This is a genomic window from Acidimicrobiia bacterium (assembly GCA_012959995.1).
Lineage (GTDB): Bacteria > Actinomycetota > Acidimicrobiia > Acidimicrobiales > MedAcidi-G1 > MedAcidi-G2B.
Genome location: DUCC01000018.1, coordinates 62,864 through 84,459 on the forward strand (window position 1 = coordinate 62,864; position 21,596 = coordinate 84,459).

Here is a 21,596-nt window from a genome sequence, read left to right on the forward strand (position 1 = left end):
TACGCCCCGACGCCAAAACCCAAGTCACCTTCGAATACGAAGACGACCGCCCGGTGCGCTTGGCCACCGTGTTGGTCTCAACCCAGCATGACGCCGGCATCGACCGCGACAACATGATTCGCCCCGACCTCATTGAACAGGTCATCAAACCAGTAATCCCCGAACAATTTGCCGACGATGATTACGAGGTTTTCGTCAACCCCACCGGCAACTTTGTTATCGGCGGGCCAGTAGGCGACGCTGGGTTAACCGGACGAAAAATTATTGTTGACACCTACGGCGGCATGGCTCGCCACGGTGGAGGTGCCTTCTCGGGCAAAGACCCCAGCAAAGTTGACCGCTCAGCGGCCTACGCCACCCGGTGGGTAGCCAAAAACCTGGTCGCCGCCGGAGCAGCACGACGCTGCGAGGTACAAGTGGCTTACGCCATCGGCATGGCCCGCCCCCTATCTATCTACGTAGAAACCTTCGGCACCGAAGCAGTAGACCCCGAAAAAATAGCGGCCTGCGTGAACGACATCTTCGACCTACGCCCCGCCGCCATTATTAGAGACCTCGATTTAAAACGGCCCATCTACAAGAAAACGGCAGCCTACGGCCACTTCGGGCGCCCAGAGTTCCCATGGGAACAAACCAACAAAACTGCAGAGGTTCAGGCCGCCCTCGGTTTGAACTGAGACAGGTTACGTGATCGGGAAAAAAGCGTACCCCGGTCAACTCTCCTTTGACCTGCCTCAAGAGCCAGCGCCCCCCGAAGAACCACCAGAGGGTCGCGTGGTGCGAGTACTCACCGACGTCACGGCCATCGACCGCGCCTTCGACTACTTGGTGCCCACTGCTTGGGAAACCGACGGCCGCAGCGAAGCCTTACAAATAGGAAGCCGAGTACGCATCCCCTTAGCGGGCCGACGCGTCGGCGGATGGATCATCGCCGATGACGTCCAACCGCCCCCCGGCGTAAAACTTCGAGCCCTAGCCAAACTCAGCAGCCGAGGACCCAGCGAAGAAATAATTGACCTGGCCCGCTGGGCGGCCCACCGGTGGGCCGGACGCCTCTCATCGCTGTTAAAGACTGCTTCCCCAGCGGTCAACGTGGCTCGTATCCCGCCTGCCCCAGCGCACGTAGAGGCCCACGGAAAAGAAACCACTTGGGCCGCCCGGGCCCTCGAACAGCCCCGCACCTCGCTGCGGCTGCCCCCCGGTTTTTCGGTGCTTCCTCTCTTAAAAGCAGCAGCCCGCCGAGGCGACACCCTGGTCATTGCCCCAACCCTCAACCAAGCCCAACGCTACGCCTCGGAACTTCGCCAAGATGGGTTACCGGTGGCCCTTATGCCCCGAGACTGGGCTCGGGCGGCCGCCGGCGGCATGGTTATCGGCACCCGCTCAGCGGTGCTGGCCCCCGTAGCAAGCCTGGCAGCCGTCATCGTGATCGACGAACACGACGAAGCCCACCAAGAAGAACGTAACCCCACCTGGCACGCACGAGAACTCGCCATAGAACGAGCCCGCCGAGCCGGGGTACCCTGCGTGTTGACCTCACCGAACCCCAGTTTGGAAGCACTGGCTTGGGGAGAAGCACAAATGCTGCCCCGGGCCGAAGAACGCCAAGGCTGGCCCAAAGTTGACCTCATCGACCGCCGACCCGATGACCCAGTTCGCTCGGGCCTACTCAGCGAAGCGCTGGTGCCGCTCATTCGAGGCGAACAAGGCGACCCCGTAATCTGCGTACTGAACCGCAAAGGGCGTTCCCGTCTTTTGGCCTGCGCCCAATGCGGCAACTTGATTTGTTGCGAAGACCACCAAGTGCCACTCACCCAAGACGATCAAGAAGTATTGATATGCCCCATAGACCAAGTGCGCCGACCCGCAGTCTGCGAATCTTGCGGCTCGGTGCGTTTTAAAAACCTCCGAGCAGGAGTAACCCGAGTACGCGAAGAACTCGAAGCATTAGCCCGCCGACCAGTGGTTGAAGTCACCGCCGACACCCCCGAAAGCGACTTGAAACAAGCCAAACTTTTGGTCGGAACCGAAGCCGTGTTGCATCGTGTAGACCGAGCCGCTTGTGTGGTGTTCCTAGAATTTGATCAAGAACTCTTAGCGCCCCGCACTCGAGCCAACGAACAAGCCATGGCTTTGATAATCCGAGCCGCTCGGCTACTCGGAGGCCGCCAAGATGGAGGCCGCCTCGCTATACAAACCCGGTTACCCGACCACGAGGTGCTTCAAGCAACGCTACTGAGCGACCCCTCACGGCTGGTAGAACCAGAAACCGTTCGGCGTCAACTACTCAACCTGCCGCCGTTTTCAGCATTAGCGCAAATCTCCGGGGCCGCCGCTCAAGCATTCATAACCAACCTCGGCCACCCCAAAGAAGTTGATGTTTTAGGCCCCCGAGACGGAGCCTGGTTGGTGCGAGCAAAAACCGCCGAAAAACTTGCCGACGTCTTAGCCCAGGTGGAACGCCCCCCAGGACGGCTACGTATCGAAGTCGGACCGCTCCGCGCCTGAATCTTCGACCCAAGTACGACGATTCGTTTCGTACAAAGCAATACCCGCCGCGGTAGCCACGTTGAGGCTCCCCACCCGCCCCAATTGCGGAATAAAAGCCACCGCATCGCAGGCCTGCAAAACCGGAGCCGACAAACCACGATCTTCGTGACCCAAAGCCAAACACACCTGATCAGCCGTGCTCACCTTATGAAGCGGCACCGCGTGATCAGCCAACTCAATACCCAACAAAAAGTAGCCCGCTTCTTTAATTTCAACCAAAGCTTCAGCAGCCGTTTCGCACACCGTCCAAGTTAAATAACGGCCAGTGCCCAACGCTGTGCGATTCGTTTTGGTGTGCGTCGGAGACGCTGTAGCGCCCGCTAACCAAATATGCGAAACCCTATACGCCGCCGCAGTACGCAAAATAGAACCAACATTAAAAGGAGTCTGCACGCTGTCTAAAAGCAAAGCCACATCGCCTTCGGTGCGGCGCCGCCACTCCCGATGCAAACGCTTCAGCCCCGTACTGTCAAGATTTTTCATGAAGAAACCTTTCGTTCCACATCAAGTAACCGGAAACCCTTTCGAGAATTTCTTCGCACCGTGAGCCATCCCTGATCGTCAAGCCAGCGAGCCAACGAATCGGCCCCCAAGTGGCGCTGTACCACCAAGTGTGCTTCTCCGGTTGAAGATAGCCGATGCAACCAGTGCAACAACAGGTCATGTAAAGCCGGCTTGCCAATACGAATAGGAGGGTTAGACCAAAACGCATCAAAAACTATTTCCTCCGGGACCTCTTCGGGTAAACAAGCAGTCACGTTGGTCAGGCCGGCTTTTTCTGCATTGGTGCGACACAACGCTAAAGCCCTTTGGTTGGTGTCTACCGCCCAAACATGCGCTTGAGGGTGGCGGACCGCCAACGAACAAGCGATCGGCCCGTAGCCGCAACCAACATCTAAAAGGTTCTGCGCCGAGGCCAACGGGGGAGGGCCCTCAAGAAGTAAAAATCGTGTGCCCCGGTCAACCTGGTCAGCAGAAAACACTCCCCGGTCGGTGGTAAGCGACAAATGAACGTCAGGAAGCAAGAGTTCAACCTGACGGGGAGCAGAAGGAGCATCCGGATTACTAGTCCAATAATGCTGATCGGGGTCGTTCATAGCTATGACGGTAGCCTTGCTGTGTGAATCCCCACGAGATACGCATAATTGGTGACCCGGTGTTACGCACCATTGGCGACCCCGTAGACAACGTCGACGGCGCCTTGGTGCAATTAGTCGACAACATGTTCGAAACCATGTACGAAGCAGCCGGCATTGGCTTAGCGGCCCCCCAAGTTGGGGTACAAAAACAATTCTTCGTCTACGACCACGGCGACGAAGTTGGGGTCATCTTGAACCCAAAAATTGTAGAAAGCGACGGAGAATGGGTATTCGAAGAAGGATGCCTCTCTGTGCCAGGCCTTTCATGGGAAATAACCCGGCCCAAAACCATTCACCTCGTAGGCATTGACCTCGAAGGCAACGAAATTTCGAAAGAAGCCGACGAAATAGAAGCCCGCCTCTTTCAACACGAAATAGATCACCTCAACGGGGTGCTGCTCATTGACCACCTCGACGATGAACAACGCAAAGAAGCCCTCGGCACCCTGCGCAAAATGAACTTCCAACGCACAAACCCGTCCCCCGCCCCGGGCGGACTCCGGTTGCCTTAATGACCGCACCACAACGCCTGGTCTATTTGGGCACTCCCCAAGCAGCAGTACCGCCACTTGAGGCCTTGTGCGCTGCCGGTTTCGACATTGTGCAGGTAATCACTGGCCCCGACAAGCGCCGAGGCCGCCGAGCCGAGCTCAGCCCCAGCCCAGTCAAAGAAGCCGCTCAAGCACTGGGGCTACCCGTAGCCCACGAGTTAGACGCATTAAACGACTGCTCAGTCGACCTTGGGGTAGTGGTGGCCTACGGCAAGTTGCTCCCCATGAACCTGCTGCAACGCATCCCCATGGTGAACCTGCATTTCTCGCTGCTCCCTAAATGGCGAGGAGCAGCCCCCGTGGAACGTTCCCTGCTGGCCGGCGACGCCACCACCGGGGTATGTGTTATGGAAGTAGCTCAAGAACTCGACACCGGCGGCATTTACGCAAAAACCGAAGTAGCTATTGGCCCACAAACGGCAAGACAACTTCGACAAAAACTGGTCAAAGTGGGCAGCGAACTACTTACCCAAACGTTGCTGGCCGGACTCGGCGCCCCCGTACCCCAAGACGGCACCCCAAGCTACGCCCATAAAATCACTACCGAAGATCGACACCTCAATTGGAACCACCCCGCCGAAGAACTCCTACGGCAAGTACGCCTTGGGGGAGCGTGGACCACCTTCCGTGGCCAACGATTCAAAATCTGGGTGGCCGAAACCGGACAAAACACCGCGAGCGACCCGGGCACCCTCCACCACGACCACGTCGCAACCGGCCAAGGCACGCTTCGTCTCATTGAAGTGCAAGCCGAAAACAAAGCACGCCAACCCTGGGACACCTGGCAAACCGGGGCACGCCTCACCGACCAAGACCGACTTATTTAATGAACCAAAAAATCACCCCCCGCCACCTCGCCGTAGAAGTCTTAAACCGCATAGAAAACGACGGAGCCTTCGCCAACCTGGCTCTCAGCGCAGCCTTAGACCGCTCCGGTTTCGATAAACGAGACCGAGCGTTCGTCACCGATATGGTTTACGGCACCACCCGCATGCAACGAGCCTGCGACCATCTAATGAACCGTTTTTTACACGACGAAATAGAGCCCTCAGTGCGCACCGTTTTGCGCCTCGGTGTTTGGCAGGTGGCCTTTGGCGGGGTACCGGCCCACGCCGCCGTTTCAGAAACAGTGACGGTAGCCCCCCGCAGAGTACGCGGCTTATGCAACGCCGTGTTGCGTCGGGTCAGCGACAACCCGGTAACCGAGTGGCCGTCATCGGCCATAGAACTGAGTTACCCCGACTGGTTAGTTGACCGGCTTGAACAAGACCTCGGCTTGGCTTCGGCCCACGCCATGCTGGCCACCATGAACCAACCAGCGTTGGCGGTGGTTCGCCAAGACGGATACCACCAAGACCATTCCTCGCAAATGGTGGCTGCCTGCGTAGCCCAGGGACTCACCGAGCAAGCAAAAGTCCTTGACCTGTGCGCAGCCCCGGGAGGTAAAGCCACCGGCATCGCCACCGAAGGCCCTTGGGTGGTGGCCGCTGATGTGCGACCCAAACGACTCAACCTGGTGGCCGACAATGCGCAGCGCCTCGAGTTGCCTTTGGGGTTGGTGGCCGCCGATGGCCTGCACCCCCCATTTCGGCAAAACACCTTCGACCGAGTATTAGTAGACGCACCGTGTTCAGGGCTTGGAGTACTGCGCCGCCGCGCCGACGCCCGATGGCGAGTCACCCAAGAAGAAATAGATCGCCTGGCTGACCTGCAAGTCGCTTTGTTAACCGCGGCCTGGCCTTTAGTGCGTCCTGGTGGGCAACTTGTTTATAGCGTTTGCACGGTTACTACCGCCGAAACCATTGACGTTGATGAGCGGTTTCGCCAAGCAAGCGGTGCGCAAAGCGCAGAACCTCTCCCCAAACCATGGCGGCCCCACGGGACCGGCGGAATCATGTTGCCTCAAGACGCCGACAGCGAAGGCATGGCGCTCTTCCGCTACCAAAAAACAGATTAACTGTCCAACAAACGACTGGCCAAATGGTCCAGAACTTTATCTAACGCCTCTCGTGTGGGATGACCAGGTTCATCAACTAACTCTTCGGTCAACACCGAGTGCGCTCGAGGGGAAATACGGTAAGCGTTGCCCGGTGAAGAATCAATCTCCACGCCAATGAACCCTTCACCAAACTCTTCTTTTAAACGGGCAAAACGTTCACCCGGAGCCATGGCATCATGAGAGAAGCGCAACCCCAACACGCAAACCCCTTCATCAACGCGTTGGCGGGCTTTTTCTAAATCCTTTTTTGAAATACCCAGCGCCCGTTTGCTTCCCTTGCCAAAAGGCAGCGGCAAACTGGGCTGAGTTAACACAGGGGCCAACATGCGCTGGTCGACCATCATGCCCAAAGCAAAACCGCCAGTAAAGCACATGCCCACGGCGCCCACCCCCGGGCCCCCACAGCGACCGTGTTCGTGCGCCGCCAAAGCCCGTAACCACGTAGTAACTGGCGAAGTGCGATTCCGTAAAAAAGCAGTGAACTCACGAGAAATACAAGCCTTGACCAAACTCGAAGTGATATAAAGCGGGGACGGAGATTTGCCCGGTTTGCCAAACAGCGAAGGCAAAACCGCGGTACAACCAAGAGCAGCCACCCGGCGGCCAAACTCAGCCACCCGAGGGGTGATGCCCGGAATCTCCGCCATGATGATCACCGCCGGCCCGGTTCCGGTACGCAAAACAGTGTGGGTTGTTCCGCCATGAGCGAACTCGTTTATTTCGTAGCCGTGCAGGTCGTTTACGCTCATAGCGATGACCTTACCTGCCGGGCTGTCGTGCCAGCCGTTCGGGCAGTACCCTCACCATATGGAAGAACCACTCAAGGTGAAGATACTCACCGTCTCCGACGGAGTGATTCATGGTACGCGTGAAAATGTTTCTGGGCCAGCGCTTGAAAAACGCATGACGGCAGCCGGGTGGATAGTGGTCGAAAAAACCGTGACCGCCGACGGAACCGAAGCAGTGGCCCAAGCTTTACGCTCCTTAGCCGAAAATTTTCATGGCCTCATCGTCACCACCGGCGGCACCGGGTTTGGCCCCCGCGACCTCACCCCAGAAGGCACCCTCACCGTTTTAGACCGGCAAGCCCCCGGGCTGGCCGAAACCATGCGTCTCGTTAACCCCCTGGGCCGGCTCTCCCGAGGAACGGCCGGTACCTGCGGGACCAGCCTCATACTGAATACCCCCGGCTCAGTCAAAGGCTGTGTGGAGTGCCTCGAAGCAGTTATTGATGTGGTACCCCACGCCGTGCGGTTACTAGTAGACAACGCCGACCCTCACCCGGCCACCAATGCCTGACCAAGAGTTCATGGCGTTAGCCATCGCTGCGGCGGCCGAAGTACACGGCCACACCTCACCGAACCCTTGGGTCGGGGCAGTGGTGGTGGCCAACGGTGAAGTAGCGGGAAGCGGGGCAACCGCTCCACCCGGTTCCGCTCACGCAGAAATATCTGCGCTAAACCAAGCAGGCGAAAAAGCTCAAGACGCCACCTTGTACACCACCTTGGAGCCCTGTCATCATCAAGGACGCACCGGGCCCTGCACCGAAGCCATTATCAAAGCCGGTATTACCAAAGTAGTGGTGGGGGTACAAGACCCCGACCCTCAAGTAGTGGGAAGAGGCATCGAGTACCTCCGAGGTGCTGGCCTTGAAGTGGTGGTGGGTTGCTTAAACGAAGAAATAAACCAACAACTTGCGGCGTACCTGCACCATCGACGCACTGGCCTTCCTTACGTGGTGCTCAAACTGGCCGCTACTTTAGATGGGCGTATCGCCGCCCCCGACGGCTCTAGCACCTGGATCACTGGCCCCGAAGCACGAGCCGATGTGCAAAAACTCCGGAGCCAAAGCGACGCTATTTGCGTGGGAGCGGGCACGGTGCGCACCGACGACCCCAAGTTGACGGTGCGTTCAGAAAACGGCGGAAACACCAACCTGCGTCGCATCGTCTTTGGCGAGGTAGCGCCCGACGCACAAGCACAACCGGTCGAAACCTATAGCGGCGCCCCGAGAGACCTCCTTGAACGCCTCGGCCAAGAAGGGGTGTTGCAGTTGCTGGTAGAGGGCGGTGCTGACTTAGCGGGGCGCTTCCATCGAGACGGCCTGGTAGATCGTTACTGCATATATTTGGCCCCAGCATTGCTGGGCGGCGAAGATGGTCGACCAGTTCTCGCCGGGCCCGGTGCGCCCACCATGGAAGAGATCCAACGGGGACGTTTTGTAGAGGTAAAGCGCCTCGGAAACGACCTTCGTCTCGACCTCATTTTGGACGAAAAATAATTCATAGCGGGAGAACCGCTGCGAGACGATAGATTTTTCACGTGCTGAAACTTGTGCTTCCCAAAGGATCTTTAGAAAAATCTACCCTGGCGCTTTTTGAAGGCGCCGACTTAGGGGTGCATCGAAACTCTTCGGTGGACTATCGAGCCACCATTGACGACCCTCGCATCGATGAGGTACGCATCTTGCGCCCCCAAGAAATAGCCGGGTATGTCGCCGAAGGCATGTTCGACTTAGGGATCACCGGCCGAGACTGGATAGAAGAAACCAACAGCGACGTGGTTTCATTAGGCCAACTGCATTATTCCAAAGCCACCGCCCGCCCGGTACGCATCGTGGTAGCGGTCCCCGAAGACTCTCCTTGGGAATCAGTAGCAGACCTGCCATCCGGCGTACGGGTATCGAGCGAGTACCCCGAACTCACTCGCCGATTCTTTGCCGAAAAAGGAATCGAAGCAGACATTCGCCTTTCTTACGGAGCAACCGAAGCCAAAGCCCCCGACATTGTCGATGTAGTGGTTGACCTCACCGAAACCGGCCGGGCGCTGCGGGCCGCCGGTTTAAAAATAATCGAAACCATGTTGACCAGTTTCACTGAGTTAGTGGCCAACCCCGAAGCAGCGGCCGACCCAGAAAAACGTCACGCCATGGAACAAATTCACCGACTATTGCAAGGCACGCTCGAAGCACGCGGCAAAGTGTTGGTAAAGATGAACGTGTCGACTGAGGACCTCAAGCGGATTATGGAAATCATCCCGTCGATGAAGGCGCCCACGGTAAACGAGTTGTATCAAGGCTCGGGGTTCGCCGTAGAAACCGTGGTAGCAAAAAACGTGATTAATGTGCTGATCCCTGAACTCCGTGACGGGGGAGCCACCGATATTTTAGAAATTCCTCTTTCTAAAATAGTGCACTAAGCGTCAGGGTTTTCTTCACCGTCTGCTGGGGCTGCGGCCTCTTCTTGGCTTTGTCGTTCAAGGCCCACATAGGCCAAACGAATCTGTTGCAAGCTGTCTCGCAGGGTTTCTTCGTCTTCGCCTAGGCGGCCCGCAAGCTTGTCTACCACTGCCCCCAAAGCATCAATGGCTAAAGCGGCTTCCGGCAAGTTGGGCGGTTGGTTAGAAAGATGGATGGCCGCCAACTCGAAAAACCCCATGAGGTGGTTGTTGACGACCATGGAGGCCGGCACTTGAGCGATCTGTTGGCGAGCCGCAGCCATATCCTCAGCCATGGCTTGCGCTCGTTCTTGATCCTCGGGCGAAAGCTCCGTGTCTTGAGTGGTCGGGGAAGTTTCTGGCTCTACTTGGTGTTCACCGTCTGGGGTCCACAGGGTGCTCATGATGCTCTTTTCGTTAAAAGGAAGTGGTTTGTCTGCTCAACGGTATGTGCTGATACTCTTATTAATACAACAGAATTGAAAAGCGGGGGTAACCCCACCGAGCCACCCAAGGTGCGTCTCGGTCGTTTCTTAAACCAACTACCTTTGGTGGTTCGGTGCGGGCGTCGGCTTTTTGACGCCCGCCTTTTTCGTTACCGAACAAGCGGGCGTCTTACCCAACCACACCAGGAGAAACACCTGCGTGACACACAGGAGTGATGAGCAATAGCAACACCACAAGAACCTCGAATAAATGACCGCATCCGCTCCCGAGAGGTGCGTTTGGTCGGCCAAAACGGTGAACAAATAGGAATCCGTTCATTGGCCCAAGCTCTCGACATGGCTCAAGACAGCGGTCTTGACCTCGTTGAGGTGGCCGATAAAGCAAGCCCACCGGTTTGCCGAATCATGGACTACGGAAAGTTCAAATACGAACAATCCCAAAAAGCCAAGGAAGCTCGTAAAAAAGCAACCACCGTTTCGGTCAAAGAGATGAAGTACCGGCCCAAAATTGGGGTCGGCGACTTCAACACCAAAACCAGCAAAGTTGAAAAATTTCTCGGCGAAGGAAGCAAAGTAAAGGTCACCATCATGTTCCGGGGCCGCGAACAGCAGCACCCTGAGCTGGGACGACGCATCTTGGACGATGTGGCTGATGCCGTAGCACATGTTGGACGCATAGAAATTTACCCAAAATTAGATGGCCGCAACATGGTGATGGTGCTGGTTCCCGGACAAGGAACCCGTCGCCAACGTGAAGAAGCGGTAGCGATAGAAACCGAACGAGCCGCAGAAGTAGCAGCAGAAGAAACAGCAATCGAAACCGACGAGGCTGTCGAAACAGAAGAAACGACAACCGAAGAGGCAGTCGAAACAGAAGAAACGACAGCCGAAGAAACCACAACCGAAGAAACTGCGTAACCACGCAGAGGAGAATGACATGCCGAAAATGAAAACCCACCGAGGGCTCGCAAAACGAGTCAAGGTGACGAGCAAAGGCCGTTTACGGAAACGCAGTAAAAACCGTAGCCACCTTTTAGAAAAGAAATCCGCCCGTCGCAAGCGTCGCCTTTCTGGCGAAAGCGACGTTTCAAAAGCAGATGACCGTTCAGTGCGGAGCCGTCTAAACAACTGATCGTAACCGATCACCAAACCGGCAATATTTGCCACTTAATTCTTAATCAACCCCGCAAACAAAGGAGCCCCTGATGGCCAGGGTCAAACGAGCAGTACATAGTAAGAAAAAACATCGCGCAATACTTAAAGAGGCGAAAGGCTACTACGGCAATAAGAGCCGTTCGTTCCGCGCCGCAAACGAACAGGTCATGCACTCTGGCAACTATGCCTTCCGTGACCGCCGGGCCCGCAAAGGCCAGTTTCGTCGTTTGTGGATTCAACGCATCAACGCAGCCTGCCGTCAACACGACACCACCTACAGCCGTTTCATCAACGGTCTTAAAAATGCGGGTATTTCCGTAGACCGTAAAATGTTGGCCGACCTTGCGGTCACCGACCAAGCAGCCTTCGCCTCATTGGTGGCTTTGGCTGCCGCAGCGCCTGCATCCGAGGCTTCTTCTGAAGTTGCCCCTGTTGCGGAAGTTGCCCCGGTGGCTGAAACTGCACCCGAGGCTTCGGTTGTCGAAGAAGCAGCAGGTGACGATGACTTGTCGTCTAAAACCGTAGTTGAGCTCAAAAAGGTAGCTGCTGAGTTGAACTTGTCGGTTACTGGTCTTCGTAAGGCCGAGTTGATCGACGCCATTAACGCTGCTCGGTGATCAACCGGGCCGGCGATAAAAGCACGCTCGTTCAGCGGGTCCGACGTCTGGTTCGCCAGCGCTCGGCCCGCCGGGACGAGGAGGTTTACATTGTCGAAGGGCCAAAGTTGGTCCGAGAAGCACTTGAAGCAGGCCGCAGTGTAGAGGTGGTGTTGGTTCCCGAATCGGCAACCGACGACCAATTCGTTGATGAACTCGACCAAAAAGGTATTTCGTGGTTTGAGGTAAGCGAACAAATTTTTTCTTCGCTCTCCAGTACCCGCACCCCTCAACCCGCCTTGGCTGTGTTGGATGAACACCTGGTTTCTCTGGCCGACCTGACAGCTACCGGCGGGCTTTTGCTGGTGCTGGCTGAGGTGGCCGACCCCGGCAACGCCGGAACACTTATTCGTTCGGCGGAGTCTTTTGGCGCCGCGGGCGTGGTTTTTGCTGGAGGAGTTGACCCTTTTAACCCCAAAGTGGTGCGAGCGAGTGCCGGGTCTTCGTTTCGTCTTCCCATAGTTTGCTTGCCGGACCCTCTCGAAACGGTGCAGGCGCTAACGGAAAACGGCTACGCCTGTTGGGCAGCGGTACCCGAAGAAGGAATCGCCCCTGAAGAGGTGCCGACCGACCAGCCGGTAGCGGTTGTTGTGGGCAACGAACCGCGTGGTTTGGCCGCTGAAGTGCAAGCGGCTTGCGGCGGCCAACTGCAAATCCCCACCTCGGGTCAAGCCGAATCGCTGAACGTCGCAGTGGCGGGTTCGGTCGCTCTTTACGCCTTGTCACGCCGATAACCAAAATGGTCGCCACTAGCGGTCAACCGTGGCCTAGAATCTTTTCGGAACTATGACTGAACTTGATCTTGACGCCCACCTCGCCCAAGCGGCCACCGATATTACGGCGGCTAAAGATTTGGCGGCCTTAAAAGACCTCGACGGGGCCTTGCTGGGAAAGAAATCTGCCATCACGGCGGCCAAACGAACGCTGGGCGGCCTAGAGCCCGACCAGCGAAGAGCATTGGGTTTAAGGCTAAATGAGGTTCGTGATGAGTTGACCGGTTTGCTTGAAGAACGCCGCCGCCACCTTGAAGTTGGGGAGCGGGCCACCCAGTTGGAAAACGAACGACTGGATCTCACCGAGTTGGACCGTGGACGCCGTTTGGGGCACCGGCACGTTATTACCCAAACATGGGAACGCCTCGAAGACCTTTTTGTGGGCATGGGCTACATGGTGTCCGAAGGCCCAGAAATCGAAGATGAGTGGCACAACTTTGGTGCCTTGAACTTTCCTCCCGACCACCCGGCTCGAGATATGTACGACACGCTGTACGTCAACTACGGCGACCCGCAAAGCACACTGTTGCGCACCCACACCTCGCCGGTACAGGTGCGGGTCATGGAAGATCAAGAACCGCCGATTTATTCAATAATGCCCGGCCGAGTATTTCGTTCAGATACTGCCGACGCCACCCACATGCCGGTATTCCACCAAATTGAAGCTCTAGTAATTGACCGAGGCATTACTTTTGGCGACCTCGCCGGCACCTTGGAGGCCTTCACCACGGCGTACTTTGGTGAAGGGTTTACTTCACGTTTGCGGCCCTCGTATTTTCCTTTCACCGAGCCTTCGGCCGAGTTTGATATTCGCCGCCCCGATGGCTCCTGGTTAGAACTCGGGGGTTGCGGCATGGTGCACCCCAACGTGTTGACGGCCGCCGGGTTAGACCCCGAAGAATGGTCAGGGTTTGCTTTTGGCTTTGGCTTGGATCGCTTGGCTTTGATGCGTCACGGTATTGACGACCTGCGTGAATTGTTTCGTAATGACCACCGATTCTTGAGCCAGTTCTGATGCTAAAACTTCTTGGAGATCTGTCATGAAGGTGCTGTTGTCGTGGCTACGCGAGTTCGCTCCATTGGAAGGCGCCCCCGAAGACATCGCCGACCAACTGAGTGCCTTGGGTTTAGCGGTAGAAGAAATGACCGCAGTAGGCGAAGGGTTCGACGGTCTGGTAGTGGCCCGTGTTTTAGACTTGCGTCCTCACCCCGATGCTGACCGGATTCAACTGGTAGATGTGGATGCCGGCGACGGTCAGGCCTTGCAAATTTGTTGTGGAGCGTTCAACATGAGCGTGGGTGACTTGGTGCCGTTAGCCACCCTGGGTACGGTGATGCCTAATGGGATGGAAATCGCTCGCCGCAAAATGCGGGGGGAGTGGTCCAACGGCATGCTTTGCGCCTCTGAAGAAATAGGTTTGGGCGACGATAGCGAAGGGATCATGTTGCTTGATGCAGCGCTGGAACCCGGCACCCCGTTGAGTGAAGCGTTAGAGATTGTCTCTGATGTGCTTTACGACCTGGAGGTTAACCCCAATCGTCCAGACGCCATGTCGGTGGCCGGGGTAGCACGTGACCTCGCCGCAGTGCAGCAAGTGCCCTTTTCGCTTTGTCGGCCCACGGTGCAAGAATCTGGCGACCTCGCCCTGGGTCGGGTTTCGGTAGAAATTATTGACCACGACCTGTGTGGCCGCTTTGCGCTACGAGTGCTCGATGGCATCACCGTAGAACCGTCACCTCGCTGGTTGGCTAACCGCTTAACGGCCTTAGGTATGCGACCCATCAACAATGTGGTTGATGCCTCAAACTACGTCATGTTGGAGTTAGGTCAGCCCAGCCATACCTACGATTTGGCCCGCCTTGATGGGGCCGGCTTTACCGTGCGCCGGGCCGTTGACGGCGAAGCAATAACTACTCTCGATGGGGTAGAACGCACGCTTGAATCAAGCGACGGCGTGGTTACTGATGCCCAAAACGTGGTCATCGGCATTGCCGGAGTGATGGGTGGCGCTTCGACCGAGATTGATGAAACAACGACCACCGTGGCTTTAGAAATGGCCTGGTGGGACCCTATTTCTATTTCAGCCACCGCCCGGCGTTTGGGTCTGCGAAGCGAGGCTTCGGCACGTTTTGAACGAGGCGCCGACCCAGAAGTAGCAGAACTGGCTATGCAACGCTTCGTTGAGTTGTTGGCCCCCAGTGGGGTGACTATGGCCCCCGGTCTTATAGATGAACGCGGCAACCTGCCGGCGGTCGACCCGGTAACCGTGCGGGTGGCTCGGGTAAATGCATTGTTGGGTACCGAAATTTCGCAAGAGGCAATGAGCGCTTTGCTTACCTCGTTGGAGTTTGCCAATACCGCCGATGGAGACGATCTCCAGGTAATTGTTCCGAGTTTTCGCCCCGACACCACCACCGAAACTGATATCGCCGAAGAAGTGGCCCGTTTGTATGGCTACGCCAACATTGTCAAAACAGTGCCGCTGTCTACGTTGACCGGCGGGTTGACCAGCCGGCAAAAAGATCGCCGTTCGGTGCGCAACACCATGTTGGGGCTAGGCATAGATGAAGCCATGCCGGTGCCTTTTTTGGCGCCAGGAGATTTAGAAGCAGCCGGTTTGTCGGCAGCCGGGGTAACGGTGGCTAACCCGTTGGTGGCCGAAGAATCGGTGATGCGAGCTTCTTTGCGGCCCGGTTTGTTAAAAACGCTGGCTTACAATGCTTCGCACCGCTTGACCGGTTTGCAAATTTTCGAGGTGGGCCATGTTTACGATCAGCCGGCCCAGTCGCAGCCTTTGCCCGACGAGAACGAACACTTGGGTGTGGCTTTAGCGGGGGCAGATGCCGGTGAAGCGGTAGCCGTGTGGTCGGCGTTGGCCGATGCTTTGGCGCTGGGCCAATACGAGTTGGTTGCGGACCAAACGGCGGGTTTGCACGCCACGCGAACGGCCCGTATTGAAGTTTCTGGCACTCCCGTAGGTTTTGTGGGGGAGATCGACCCAACGGTTTTGGCGGCTTACGAAGTGCCGCAACGGGTGGGGTGGCTTGAAGTGAATCTTGACGTGTTGCTGGCTTTGCCTCATGGGGTGAAGATGTTTGCTGCGTTTAGTCGATACCCGACCTCTGACGTGGATTTGGCTTTCGAGGTTGATGAGTCGGTGCCGGCCGCCGCAGTGGCCGCTGCCTTGCGTGAGGCTGCCGGAAGTTTGCTGGTGGATTTGGCGTTGTTTGATGTGTTTCGCAGCGAGGCCATGGGGGAGGGGAAGCGCAGTTTGGCTTACACCTTGCGTTTTCAGGCCGATGACCGCACGTTGACTGATGGTGAAATTGCCGAAACGCGCCAACGCTGCATCGACGCGGTTCAAGGCGCCCTGCCTGCTGTTTTGCGCTCTTAGTCGCATAAGTTTTCAACTTCGTGCATGAATTGTTGCATTGTCATGCATTCAAATGTATAATTCGTCCATGAAGAACGTAGGGATAATCGGAGCTTCGGGATTTACCGGAGCAGAACTTATGCGGCTCTGTGCCGGCCACCCCGATCTCACGGTCACCGTGGCGGCCGCCGACTCCATGGCCGGCACCTCGGTAGCCGACCTGTACCCCAGCCTGGCCGCCCACTACGGCGCCATGACCTACGCACCCACCGACCTCGCACTCTTCGCCGACTGCGACGTGGTGTTTCTCGGCCTACCCCACGGGGCCAGCCAGGCCCTAGTGCCACAACTTCGTTCACTAAAAGTCCCCCTCATAGACCTCGGCGCCGACTACCGACTCACCGACCCTGCCCTTTACCCCCTGTGGTACGGCGAAGCCCACGCCAACTCCGAACTACTGGACCAAGCGGTCTACGGACTACCAGAACTCTTCAGAGAATCTCTTCATGGCGCCGACCTCATCGCCGTCCCCGGGTGTTTCCCCACCTCCGCCAGTTTGGCCCTAGCCCCTTTCGTCAAAGCAGGGCTCATCGAAACCACCGGAATAATTGTTGATGCAGCCACCGGAGTGTCCGGCGCTGGCCGAGCCGCCAAAGACAACACCACCTTCTGCGCCGTGGACGAAGACTTCACCGCCTACGCACTTGAAGGCCACCGGCACACCCCAGAGATGGAACAAGTCCTGGCCACCGGCACCGACCAAGAAGTAAGCGTGCTCTTCACCCCGCACCTTGCCCCCATGAACCGAGGTATTCTGGCCACCTGCTACGCCCGGCCCACCAAAGACCTGGATACCGCAACCGCCCTGGCCGTTTTAACCAACCATTACGCCAACGAACCCTTCATGGTGGTTAGCGAACGGTCGCCCTCCACCAAAAACACTCTGGGCTCCAACGCCGCCCACCTCACCGCTCGGGTCGACCCCCGCACCGGACTACTGGTCAGTATTTGCGCCATAGATAACCTCGGCAAAGGCGCTTCAGGCGCCGCCTTGCAATGCGCCAACCTAGCTCTGGGTTTCGAAGAAACCCTCGGACTCACCAGCATCGGACTCACCCCATGAGCGTCACCGCCGTCCCCGGTTTCACCGCCGGCCACGCCACCTGCGGCATAAAAACCTCTGGAGCCACCGACCTAGCTTTAGTAGCCCACGCCGACCACACCCCAGTAACCGCCATGGGAGTATTTACCTCTAACAAAATGACCGCCGCCCCCGTGCTGCTCTGCAAGGAATCCCTTGCTGCTACCGGCGGTCAGGCCGCCGCGGTAATCCTCAACAGCGGAAACGCCAACGCCGCCACCGGCCAACAAGGCCTCAACGATGCCCGCACCATGGCCGCCCTCACCGCCCAAGAACTGGGTTGCCAACCCCAAGAGGTACTGGTTTGTTCCACCGGGTGGATTGGCTTCACCCTGCCCATGGACAAAATAAGCACCGGCATACCCCAAGCAGCCGCCAACCTCACCACCGACGGCGGCCCAGCAGCCGCTGAAGCCATCATGACCACCGACACCGTGCCCAAAACGGTCACCATCAACGGCCAAGGATTCACCATCGGCGGCATCGCCAAAGGGGCCGCCATGCTCGAACCCAACATGGCCACCATGCTGGCGGTACTCACCACCGATGCCCAAATAGATGCCGCCACCGGCACGAAACTGCTCCAACAAGCCGTGGGCACCTCATTTAATTGCCTCACCGTAGACGGAGCGGAATCCACCAACGACACCGTGTTATTGCTGGCCTCCGGCACCGCCGGCCCCACCGACCCCCAAGAATTCGGGGACGCCCTCACCGAAGCCTGCGCCTCGCTGGCCACCCAAATGGCCGACGACGCCGAAGGCTCCACCAAAACAGTATTTCTGACCGTGACCGGCGCCGCCAACGACACCGAAGCCGCCAAAGGAGCCCGTGACACCGCCAACTGCCAATTAGTAAAATGCTCTTGGTATGGGCAAGACCCCTACTGGGGAAGAATCGCCGCCGAAATGGGGGCCGCCGGTATCGCCTTCGACTCAGAAACCATCACCATCTCTTACGGCGGCCAAGTGGTGTACGCCGACGGGCAAGCTCAGCCAGTAGACGAAACCGCCCTGACCGCCCACATGGCCGGCCGGCGTCTCAACCTCGAAGTAGACCTCGGCCAAGGAAACGGCACCGCACGCATTGTCACCACCGACCTCAGCCACGCCTACATTGACGAAAACATGCGGACCTCCTAGGAGCGACATGACCACCCCAGAAGACTTTTCACCCGAACGGCGGGCCTCGGTGCTTATCGAAACCCTGCCCTATATTCAACGATTCGCCGGCGCCACCATCGTGGTTAAGTTCGGCGGCAACGCCATGGTCAACCAAGAACTGGCTCAACAGTTCGCCAAAGACATCGTGCTTATGCAATCGGTAGGTATCCGGCCCGTGGTCGTCCACGGCGGGGCCCCACAAATAACCGACATGCTCAACCGGTTGGGCATGGAGCCCCAGTTTGTGAAAGGCCTTCGGGTAACCGACGCCGACACCCTTGACGTGGCCCGCATGGTCCTGGTCGGCAAAGTAAACCGAGACATCGTGTCCAGCATCAACGTGCACGGGCCGCTAGCTGTCGGGCTCTCCGGAGAAGACGCCGGGCTGATAACCGCCACGGCCCGCAACCAAGACCTCGGGTTCGTGGGCGACGTCGCCCAAGTAAACCCCGCCATTGTCAACGGGCTCCTCAGCGAAGGGCTCATCCCCGTTATTTCCAGCATCGGAGCCGACAAAAACGGGCAGGCCTACAACATAAACGCCGACACCGTAGCGGCCGCCCTGGCCGGGGCCCTCGGAGCGGAGCGGATTCTCTACCTGACCGACATCGAAGGCTTACGGGCCGACGTCGACGACCCAGCGAGTCACATTTCACGGCTCGACGTAGACGCCCTACAAAGCCTCATGGACGACGGGGCCATAAGCGGCGGAATGATCCCCAAAGCCGAAGCCTGCCTCAACGCCGTAAACGCCGGGGTGGGATCCGCCCACATGGTGGACGGACGACTGCCCCACGTGCTGCTCTTAGAACTCTTCACCGACTCCGGTATCGGAACCATGGTGTTCCCAGTAGGGGGCGGCCCCGACGCCGCGAAAAACTAATGAACGCCACCCGACCGCTCATGAACAACTACGGCACCCCACCAGTAAAACTGGTACGGGGTCAAGGCACCATGGTCTTTGACGACCAAGGAAAACGGTACTTAGATTTTCTTTGCGGTCTCGCCGTAACCAGCTTGGGCCACAGCCACCCACGGGTAGCCGTCGCCTTAGCCCAACAAGCGCAAACCCTGGTTCATGTCTCCAACCTGTTTGAAACCGAACCCCACCTCGAAGTAGCAATCCGGCTCGACCAGTTAATCCGTACCGACACCGACCTGACCACTCCCGGAAAAATCCTCTTCCAAAACTCCGGGGCCGAAGCCAACGAAGCCGCCATGAAACTGGCGCGCAAATTTCAAGGCCGAGGCCGCCACGTTGTATTAGCGGCCTTTCGGTCTTTTCACGGACGCACCATGGCCACTTTGGCAGCCACCGGCCAACCAGAAAAACACGAACCCTTCCAACCCCTCCCCGAAGGGTTTCGTCACGCTGCATGGAACGACCTCGAAGCCTTCACCGCCGCCATTGACCCCACCGTGGGAGCCATTTTGCTGGAACCCCTGCAAGGCGAAGGCGGTGTAAACCCCGCCCACCACAGCTTTTTACAAGGCATAAGAAAACTCTGCGACGAACAAGGCATCTTGTTGATCATGGACGAAGTGCAAACCGGTTTAGGTCGCACCGGCCGCTGGTTCGGTTTTCAACACGCCGGCATAACCCCCGACATTGTGACCACCGCCAAAGCCCTCGGCAACGGCGTGCCCATCGGGGCGGTGTGGGCCACCCAAGAAGTAGCAGACGCTTTCAAACCCGGCGACCACGGTTCAACCTTTGGTGGGCAACCCCTTGCTGCAGCAGCCGCTCGCGAAGTGCTACGCATCATGACCGAAATAAACGCTCCAGAAATGGCTCGCACTAAAGGCCAGGCGCTCACCAAACAACTTTTAGCCCTCCCCGGTGTAGAAAGCGTGCGAGGTTGGGGCCTCCTCCTAGGCGTAGAAATAAACCACGACGGTCTGGCCGGACGCACCGGGCCAGAAATTGCTGCCGCCTGCCTCAAAGCAGGGCTCATCGTCAACGGCATTACCCCCACCGCTCTGCGGTTGGCTCCGCCTATCACCATCACCGACCAAGAAATAACCCAAGGCGTGGCTCTCCTCGCCGACGTCTTAAACAACCCAGAAATAGCGGCATGAAACACTTATTAGAAATCGACGACCTAACCCTCGAAGAGTTGCATCGGGTTCTGGCCTTAGCGCAAGACCCCAATCCGCCACAGGTATTAGCCGGCCAAGGCATGGCTCTGGTATTCGAAAAACCATCCACCCGTACCAGAAACTCCATGGAAATGGCCGTCGTGCAATTAGGCGGCCACCCCATGTACATCCAAGCCGACGAGGTAGGCATGGATGTACGAGAAACCGTAGAAGACGTGACCAGCACCCTGGCCTGCTTTCATGCGGCAATCGGCGCACGGGTGTTCGATCACTCCACAGTGGAGCGCATGGCCAACAAAAATTTGGTGCCCATCGTCAACATGTTGAGCGACGAAAGCCACCCTCTGCAAGCCCTAGCCGACGTACTTACCCTCCAACAAGAATTCGGTGACCTCACCGGCCGTTCTGTGGCCTACATCGGTGACGGCAACAACGTTTTTCGATCGCTGGCGTTAGCCGCCGGCATGTTAGGAATGGAAATCCGGTTTTCGGGCCCTCCCGGTTATCGGTTGCCTGAAGCAGACCGCGACCGGTTAGCCATGGCCGGGGTCACTTTTAGCGAACACGACCACGCCGAACAAGCCGTAGAAGGCGTAGACGCGGTCTACACCGACGTATGGACCTCCATGGGGCAAGAAGCCGAATCCGCACAACGACTCAAAGACTTCGAAGGCTTTCAAATAAACGAAAAACTCATGGTAGTCGCCGGCCCCCAAGCAGTCTTTCTGCACTGTCTGCCTGCCCACCGCGGAGAAGAAGTGAGCGATGGGGTGGTCGACAGCGCAGCCAGCCGAGTCTGGCCCCAAGCCGCCAACCGCATGCACGCCGCCCGAGGCCTGCTGGCCTGGCTCTTAGGAGAGGCCAACGCATGAGCAAAGCACAACGCCAACACCAAATCACCCAACTGCTGGCCGACACCGCAGTAGGGAGCCAAACCCGACTCGTGGAGATGCTCGAAGAACGCAACATTACGGCCACCCAAGCCACCGTGTCACGTGACCTCGAAGAACTCGGGGCCGTAAAAGTACGGCTCCCGGGTGGCGAAAGCGTGTACGCCATACCCGAACACCCCGCCGACCGGATGGTCCCCGAAGACCATTTACGTCGGGTCATGGGAGAATGGGTGGTCGAAGTAGTGGCTTCTGGCAACATGGTGGTCATGCGCACCCCACCCGGATCAGCCCACGTGGTGGCTTCGGCCCTTGACCGATCCAGCATGCCGGAAATAGCAGGCACGGTGGCCGGCGACGACACCCTGCTAATTGTGGCCCAAGCCGACACCACCGGCCAAGCAGTAGCCGAACACTTACGTCAGCTCGCTGGCCTCTAACCA

At 57.7% G+C, this 21,596-nt stretch carries 23 protein-coding genes and 1 pseudogene (1 of these 24 cut by a window edge); 20 read left to right on the forward strand and 4 right to left on the reverse strand.

The features are described from left to right. Window positions 1–677: pseudogene (locus tag EYQ49_05535) on the forward strand (methionine adenosyltransferase) (it extends 512 nt beyond the left edge of the window). Between the two features lie 10 nt (window positions 678–687). Next, window positions 688–2,508, forward strand: coding sequence for a hypothetical protein (locus EYQ49_05540; protein ID HIG25339.1), 1,821 nt, complete (start codon window positions 688–690; stop codon window positions 2,506–2,508). Here EYQ49_05540 and EYQ49_05545 read toward each other — a convergent pair. After that, the gene (locus EYQ49_05545) at window positions 2,476–3,033 is read right to left on the reverse strand and encodes a TrmH family RNA methyltransferase (protein HIG25340.1); all 558 of its coding nucleotides are present in this window, start codon (window positions 3,031–3,033) and stop codon (window positions 2,476–2,478) included. The genes EYQ49_05540 and EYQ49_05545 overlap by 33 nt on opposite strands. Then, window positions 3,030–3,647 carry a methyltransferase domain-containing protein gene (locus tag EYQ49_05550; protein HIG25341.1) on the reverse strand — a complete coding sequence of 206 codons (618 nt, stop codon included), beginning with the start codon at window positions 3,645–3,647 and terminating at the stop codon, window positions 3,030–3,032. Before EYQ49_05550 ends, EYQ49_05545 begins: the two co-directional genes overlap by 4 nt. Window positions 3,648–3,670: 23 nt before the next feature. Here EYQ49_05550 and def point away from each other — a divergent pair, with 23 nt between their 5' ends. From def to EYQ49_05565, 3 genes are read left to right on the forward strand one after another with little or no spacing between them, the layout of a single operon-like run. Continuing rightward, on the forward strand, window positions 3,671–4,201 hold the full coding sequence (def, locus tag EYQ49_05555; protein HIG25342.1) for a peptide deformylase: 531 nt from the start codon (window positions 3,671–3,673) through the stop codon (window positions 4,199–4,201). Next, window positions 4,201–5,067 carry a methionyl-tRNA formyltransferase gene (locus EYQ49_05560; GenBank protein ID HIG25343.1) on the forward strand — a complete coding sequence of 289 codons (867 nt, stop codon included), beginning with the start codon at window positions 4,201–4,203 and terminating at the stop codon, window positions 5,065–5,067. The genes def and EYQ49_05560 overlap by 1 nt, the downstream gene beginning before the upstream one ends. Then, window positions 5,067–6,197, forward strand: coding sequence for a hypothetical protein (locus tag EYQ49_05565; protein ID HIG25344.1), 1,131 nt, complete (start codon window positions 5,067–5,069; stop codon window positions 6,195–6,197). Before EYQ49_05560 ends, EYQ49_05565 begins: the two co-directional genes overlap by 1 nt. Here EYQ49_05565 and EYQ49_05570 read toward each other — a convergent pair. Next, entirely contained in the window at window positions 6,194–6,988 is a 795-nt protein-coding gene (locus tag EYQ49_05570) for a dienelactone hydrolase (protein ID HIG25345.1), read from the reverse strand. The genes EYQ49_05565 and EYQ49_05570 overlap by 4 nt on opposite strands. A 58-nt stretch (window positions 6,989–7,046) precedes the next feature. Between EYQ49_05570 and EYQ49_05575 the strand changes: the two genes are divergently transcribed. Genes EYQ49_05575 through EYQ49_05585 form a run of 3 tightly spaced genes read left to right on the forward strand, consistent with a single transcriptional unit; the run spans window position 7,047 to window position 9,437 of the window. Further along, window positions 7,047–7,538 carry a MogA/MoaB family molybdenum cofactor biosynthesis protein gene (locus EYQ49_05575; protein HIG25346.1) on the forward strand — a complete coding sequence of 164 codons (492 nt, stop codon included), beginning with the start codon at window positions 7,047–7,049 and terminating at the stop codon, window positions 7,536–7,538. After that, the gene (gene ribD, locus EYQ49_05580; GenBank protein ID HIG25347.1) at window positions 7,531–8,520 is read left to right on the forward strand and encodes a bifunctional diaminohydroxyphosphoribosylaminopyrimidine deaminase/5-amino-6-(5-phosphoribosylamino)uracil reductase RibD; all 990 of its coding nucleotides are present in this window, start codon (window positions 7,531–7,533) and stop codon (window positions 8,518–8,520) included. The genes EYQ49_05575 and ribD overlap by 8 nt, the downstream gene beginning before the upstream one ends. A gap of 41 nt (window positions 8,521–8,561) precedes the next feature. Then, complete coding sequence (locus tag EYQ49_05585; GenBank protein HIG25348.1) at window positions 8,562–9,437, forward strand: ATP phosphoribosyltransferase; 876 nt, start codon at window positions 8,562–8,564, stop codon at window positions 9,435–9,437. On the opposite strand, the gene EYQ49_05590 is transcribed toward EYQ49_05585, so the two are convergent. Continuing rightward, window positions 9,434–9,859, reverse strand: coding sequence for a DUF1844 domain-containing protein (locus EYQ49_05590; GenBank protein HIG25349.1), 426 nt, complete (start codon window positions 9,857–9,859; stop codon window positions 9,434–9,436). The two genes, EYQ49_05585 and EYQ49_05590, sit on opposite strands and share 4 nt — an antisense overlap. 288 nt (window positions 9,860–10,147) lie before the next feature. Between EYQ49_05590 and EYQ49_05595 the strand changes: the two genes are divergently transcribed. The 12 genes from EYQ49_05595 to argR all read left to right on the forward strand — a co-directional run bounded on the left by EYQ49_05595 (window position 10,148) and on the right by argR (window position 21,593). Next, window positions 10,148–10,819, forward strand: coding sequence for a translation initiation factor IF-3 (locus tag EYQ49_05595; protein HIG25350.1), 672 nt, complete (start codon window positions 10,148–10,150; stop codon window positions 10,817–10,819). Window positions 10,820–10,838: 19 nt separating this feature from the next. Then, window positions 10,839–11,033: a 50S ribosomal protein L35 gene (gene rpmI / locus EYQ49_05600; protein ID HIG25351.1), complete on the forward strand. Its 195-nt coding sequence runs from the start codon at window positions 10,839–10,841 to the stop codon at window positions 11,031–11,033. A 73-nt stretch (window positions 11,034–11,106) separates the two neighbouring features. Beyond that, the gene (gene rplT, locus EYQ49_05605; GenBank protein ID HIG25352.1) at window positions 11,107–11,673 is read left to right on the forward strand and encodes a 50S ribosomal protein L20; all 567 of its coding nucleotides are present in this window, start codon (window positions 11,107–11,109) and stop codon (window positions 11,671–11,673) included. Then, entirely contained in the window at window positions 11,670–12,446 is a 777-nt protein-coding gene (locus EYQ49_05610) for an RNA methyltransferase (protein HIG25353.1), read from the forward strand. Before rplT ends, EYQ49_05610 begins: the two co-directional genes overlap by 4 nt. Window positions 12,447–12,498: 52 nt before the next feature. Beyond that, entirely contained in the window at window positions 12,499–13,500 is a 1,002-nt protein-coding gene (pheS, locus tag EYQ49_05615) for a phenylalanine--tRNA ligase subunit alpha (GenBank protein HIG25354.1), read from the forward strand. Window positions 13,501–13,525: 25 nt separating this feature from the next. Next, entirely contained in the window at window positions 13,526–15,880 is a 2,355-nt protein-coding gene (locus tag EYQ49_05620; GenBank protein ID HIG25355.1) for a phenylalanine--tRNA ligase subunit beta, read from the forward strand. A 52-nt stretch (window positions 15,881–15,932) separates the two neighbouring features. After that, a complete protein-coding gene (locus EYQ49_05625) occupies window positions 15,933–16,982 on the forward strand; it encodes an N-acetyl-gamma-glutamyl-phosphate reductase (protein ID HIG25356.1) in 1,050 nt (349 codons plus the stop codon). Further along, the gene (gene argJ, locus EYQ49_05630; protein ID HIG25357.1) at window positions 16,916–18,142 is read left to right on the forward strand and encodes a bifunctional glutamate N-acetyltransferase/amino-acid acetyltransferase ArgJ; all 1,227 of its coding nucleotides are present in this window, start codon (window positions 16,916–16,918) and stop codon (window positions 18,140–18,142) included. The genes EYQ49_05625 and argJ overlap by 67 nt, the downstream gene beginning before the upstream one ends. Before the next feature lie 7 nt (window positions 18,143–18,149). Beyond that, window positions 18,150–19,046 (forward strand): acetylglutamate kinase, encoded by an 897-nt coding sequence (argB, locus tag EYQ49_05635; protein HIG25358.1) that lies wholly within the window; start codon window positions 18,150–18,152, stop codon window positions 19,044–19,046. Window positions 19,047–19,066: 20 nt separating this feature from the next. After that, window positions 19,067–20,242, forward strand: coding sequence for an acetylornithine transaminase (locus EYQ49_05640; GenBank protein ID HIG25359.1), 1,176 nt, complete (start codon window positions 19,067–19,069; stop codon window positions 20,240–20,242). Continuing rightward, window positions 20,239–21,135 (forward strand): ornithine carbamoyltransferase, encoded by an 897-nt coding sequence (gene argF, locus EYQ49_05645; GenBank protein ID HIG25360.1) that lies wholly within the window; start codon window positions 20,239–20,241, stop codon window positions 21,133–21,135. Before EYQ49_05640 ends, argF begins: the two co-directional genes overlap by 4 nt. Next, on the forward strand, window positions 21,132–21,593 hold the full coding sequence (gene argR / locus EYQ49_05650; GenBank protein HIG25361.1) for an arginine repressor: 462 nt from the start codon (window positions 21,132–21,134) through the stop codon (window positions 21,591–21,593). The genes argF and argR overlap by 4 nt, the downstream gene beginning before the upstream one ends. The last annotated feature ends 3 nt before the right edge of the window (window positions 21,594–21,596 follow it).